Source organism: Saccharomonospora sp. NPDC046836 (assembly GCF_040645195.1).
GTDB lineage: Bacteria > Actinomycetota > Actinomycetes > Mycobacteriales > Pseudonocardiaceae > Prauserella_A.
On record NZ_JBEYXW010000102.1, the window covers coordinates 1 to 4,516 of the forward strand.

Annotated in this window: 4 protein-coding genes; 3 read left to right on the plus strand and 1 reads right to left on the minus strand. The window is 70.1% G+C overall.

All coding sequences use genetic code 11. The annotated features are described in order from the left end of the window. The first annotated feature begins 116 nt into the window (after positions 1–116). Positions 117–875 (plus strand): hypothetical protein, encoded by a 759-nt coding sequence (locus ABZ863_RS35320; protein WP_128464405.1) that lies wholly within the window; start codon positions 117–119, stop codon positions 873–875. Positions 876–1,174: 299 nt separating this feature from the next. On the opposite strand, the gene ABZ863_RS35325 is transcribed toward ABZ863_RS35320, so the two are convergent. Next, on the minus strand, positions 1,175–1,399 hold the full coding sequence (locus tag ABZ863_RS35325) for a helix-turn-helix transcriptional regulator (RefSeq protein ID WP_128464406.1): 225 nt from the start codon (positions 1,397–1,399) through the stop codon (positions 1,175–1,177). Between the two features lie 207 nt (positions 1,400–1,606). On the opposite strand from ABZ863_RS35325, the gene ABZ863_RS35330 reads away from it, so the two are divergent. Then, positions 1,607–2,512, plus strand: coding sequence for a hypothetical protein (locus tag ABZ863_RS35330; RefSeq protein ID WP_128464407.1), 906 nt, complete (start codon positions 1,607–1,609; stop codon positions 2,510–2,512). Then, positions 2,509–4,308: a hypothetical protein gene (locus ABZ863_RS35335; RefSeq protein WP_358195604.1), complete on the plus strand. Its 1,800-nt coding sequence runs from the start codon at positions 2,509–2,511 to the stop codon at positions 4,306–4,308. The genes ABZ863_RS35330 and ABZ863_RS35335 overlap by 4 nt, the downstream gene beginning before the upstream one ends. The last annotated feature ends 208 nt before the right edge of the window (positions 4,309–4,516 follow it).

Here is a 4,516-nt window from a genome sequence, read left to right on the forward strand (position 1 = left end):
TGAAGATCAGGATGGCGAGCGCGTTGACGAAGCCGACCATCACCGAGCGGGGGACCCACGAACGGGCGACACCACACCATCAGGAACGGGACTTAACGCCCTCTAAGGTGTCGCCCATGGACAGGATCAGCCTGACCTGGGGAGCCGCGCTGGCCGATCCGTCGGCCACCGCTGTGCAACTCAGAGGGCTCGAAGAACAGGCCGAGGCGTTCATCGTCCGGTCCCGCACGCTGCGCCAGTGGCTGGAGAACGTGCCGCCGTTCTCCGCGGTGGGAATTTCCCATCCCACCGCCGCATCCGACGACGATCCGTGTACCACCGATCGCGCAGATGGGGAGGATCCCGATGGGCAGTCACCCGCGCCGGGCGGGGGCGAGGCACCAAGTCACGGGGCTGCGCACGCCGGACCGCGGGACAACAGCCCGGAGGATGCCGGTGACGCACACGCGCAGCCGACGGCGCCGACAGGTGGACAAGAGGCCGTGCCGGACGGGGACGCCGACGGGGAACGGGACGAGGCGAGCGAGGCACATGTGCCGCCCCCGCGGGCCCCGGCCGGTGACCAGGACGCGACCGCGAAGCCTCGCAAGGCAAAGAGCGGCCGCCAGCAGAAGACGGCACCGCCCACCGGGGAGCAATTGACGCTGCACCAGCGCGTGGAAGCCGTACTGGAGAGGTTCCGGCCCGGTGCACCTCTGACCGTACGCAATGTCGCCCTGATGATCGGTCACACCAACCTGCGGAGCCTGCGGCCCGTCCTGGACCGGATGACCGAGCAGGGGCTGCTGGTGAAGACCGAACTTCACCCGCGGGCCGTGGTCTACCACCGCCCGGAAGCCGTGGGATCTCCGACGAGGGAGGCGACCATGTTCTGACCCGCCGCAGACATGTGTAAGAGAGCGGGCCGCCGCCGACTCTGACATCAGCGGCGGCCCCCAACGAACCGGACCCCAGCAGATACCACTCTGTGCCGACCTGGCTCTCCCCCTTCCGGGGGCGGGCAGGCCGGGCAGTGCGGTCCGGTCGTCACCGGCAGCCTAGCGCGGACCGACGCGCCGCAGGCCGGTACGGCCGTGCCGTCATCCCTTCGGGTGGCCCCGCCAGTGGCGGGACCACCCCGTCAAGGACGGTCACGATGCCACCACCCCCTTCATCGCCGCGCAGGCGCGGGACCTCACACGTCCCTGCCCGGCCAGAGGTCACACTCCAGCGCCCGCTCCAGGCTGGCGACGGTCAGCAGATCCGGCCAGACACGGCCGGCCAGCACGTTGGCGATCGTCAGCCGGCTCACCCCGCTGCGCCGCGACAGTTCGGCGACCGACCATCCCGCCCCCTCCAGTGCGGAGGTGAGCCTCAGGGCGAGCGCCTGGGCGACCTTGGCCCCGTGATGGTCAGTCAAGACGGCTCTGGGCCACGGCCCGACAGTCGTGTCCCTGGGCCACGGCCCGGCTTGCACGTATCCACGCGGACTGACGAAGCGGCTGTCTCCTCGGGGCACGTGCCCCAGTCTCACCCATCCGGATCTCCCGGGTCGCCCGGCGTCCCCCAGCACCCAGCATGGTATTCCAATGGCACCCCGCCGGGGGTGTTCGTCTGGAGAATGCTGATGGAGCGTCGCATCGCGCAGTACCGCCCCTCGAACAGACCACCCGCATGGGAACGCGTCGCCGACGAAGTCCGCACCACCGTCGCCCAAGCCACCCCCACCACCACCCACCGTGCCCGCGATCTCCTCACCGCCCTGACCAGGATCGCCGTCTACGCCGACCAACAGGGCCACCCCGCCGACGCCCGCCTGTGGCTGGCCCCCGCAATGGTGGAGCGCTTCGCCGCCGGGGGCTGCCCAGAAGTCACCGAGGCAACCCGCGCGAACTATCGTGCCTGCCTCACCGCCCTCAGAACCGCAGTGATCGGGCCCGACCTGCCCGGCGGACGCCCCGTCCCGCTCTCCGCCTCCGACCCCTCCCAGCCCTTCAGCCCGAACGACAAGGCCGGCCTGTGGGCCTGGGCCGGAGGCCAGCCCACCGCCGAACTACGGCGAGGCCTGCAACTGCTCCTGGCGCTCGGCCTTGGCTGCGGCCTCGACACCACCGAAATCATCCCGCTGCGCGGCCCCGACGTACGCGTCCTGCAGGACGGCTCCTGCGTCCTGGCGGTACGCGGAAACCGCGCCCGCCTGATCATCTGCTCGCGGCCCTTCGAGCGCACCCTGACCGAGGCCGCCCGCCACGCGGACACCGGCTACCTCTTCCGCCCCTCCAGCTTCGCCCGCGGCCCCAACACCGTCACCGACCTCGTCTACCGCGCCGCCCGTGACCCACGCGTACCGCGTCTGGTCATGGGCCGATGCCGTGCCACCTGGCTGGTGGAACGCATGAACGTCCCCATCCCCCTGCCCGTCCTGCTCGCCGCAGCCGGCCTCGACTCGCTCCACGCCCTCTCCCGCCTCCTGCCCTACCTCAAGGGCACCAGCGCCGAGCAGGCCCACACCACCCTCAGGGAGATGCCATGACCCCCACCAACCTTTCCTGCTCCGGCCCGCACGACCACGCCGGCACACCACCGTGGCTGCAGCAACTGCGCGAGCGCCGCCGATGCGTCAGGGCAGCCGACTTCACCCGAGCCCGCCAGTTCGTCGACCGCTCCGGCGTCGTCCCCCTGATCCACCACGCGCAACTGCGCGCCCGCAAGTCGAACGCCGGGCGCAACCGCACCGTCACCCTGCACGCCCTGTTCATCGCCATGACCCTGGACTCCTGGCGCAACCAGGGACGCGTCGTCCTTGCCGAGGTCGCCGACATCCTCGCCCACCAGCTCACCCCCACCGCGCACACCCAACTCGCCCTCCCCACTTGGCCGGACGACATCAACGGCTTCGAATCCGCCTACCTCGCCGTCCGCCGGGCATTCCACGCCGCCGAGGCGGTCATGGACCCCTCCCCACTGCCCAAACGGCGCCTCCCGCACGCCGACGTCGCACGTCTGGAGCAGGAAGCCGACCAGCAGGACCTCACCACCCGCCGCCAGCTGCTTGTCGAGGTCACCAACCGCCTGGTCGAAGCCTCCCTCGCCCCGGCCAGAACAGTCATCGAAGAGTTCTGGGACGGCTCCGCCGCCGTCGACGCCACACCGATCCGAACCTTCTCCCGCGGGGTCAGCGCCAAGGACCCGAAAACCGCCACCGACCCCGACGCAGCCTGGTACGTCCGCGACGGCAACCACCGCGACCCCGCGACCAACCCGCAGGAACACAGCCCCCACAACGGCAAGAAGACCCGGAAAGCCAAGCGCTACCTCTACGGATTCGAAGCCACCCTCGTCGTCACCGGTGAAACCTCCACCACCCCGCTCGGCGGCCGCCCAACGGCAACCCGCGACCACAGCCGCCACCTCCCCGCCCTCGTCCTCGCCTTCACCGTCCACAAGCCCGGACACGACCCCGCCGGCAATGCCATCACCGCACTCAAGGACATGCGCCGCCGCAACTACCCCACCGGCTGGCTCGCCGCCGACCGCGCCTACAACGCCGCCCTGCCCGAAACCTTCCACATCCCCGTCCGCGACCTCGGCTACCGCCCCATCTGGGACTACCGCATCGACCAGCTCGGCATCCAGGGCTCCCACGCCGGCGCCCTCCTCATCGACGGCACCTGGTACTGCCCCAACCTCCCCCAGCCCCTGACCACAGCCACCGCCGACCTCCTCACCAAGAAGATCGACAAACACACATGGCGCGCCCGGGTCGACGCCCGCGCCTCCTACCGCCTGCGCCCCAAAGCCGCCCCCGACCACCGAGGCGCTCGACGCATGCTCTGCCCCGCAGCAGGTACCCACCCCACCGTCGCCTGCCCCGTCAAACGCCGCAGCCTCGGCCGCAACCCCCGTCTACCCCTCATCGACGTCACCCCCACCCCGGCAGGACACCCCGAGGTCTGTCGCCGCGAGTCCCTCACCTTCAACCGGGACGTCGGCATCCGCCACTGGCAGGAACTCGACCACGGCCTCGCCCCCTGGGTCCACCACTACTTCCGCCTGCGCAACCGTGTGGAGCACTTCAACGGCTACGCCAAAGACCACGAAGCCATCGAACGCAGCCGCACCCGCCGCATCCGCGGAATCGCCGCCCAGTCCCTCCTCCTCTCCTTCCAGATCGCCCACGCCAACCACCGCAAACTCGCCAGCTGGCTCGACACCCTCCAGACAGGCGGCCTCCCCGCCCGCCGTCGCCCCTCCAACCGCCACACACTCAAGAACCCCCACGACTGGACCCCCAAGGGCTACCTCCCCGGCAGCACCCCCGAAGCCTGATCCACCCCACCCTTCACACCCCGCCTGAACAGCACAAACACATCTGGCCCTCTGCGAACCCGCAGAGGGCCAGATCACGTTCTACACAACAACAAAGCCGGTCAAAGCGACAAAGTGTCGCTTTGACCGGCTCTATTTGGTCGGTTGACCTGAGTGTCCGAGGGGGGACTTGAACCCCCACGCCCGATAAAGGGCACTAGCACCTCAA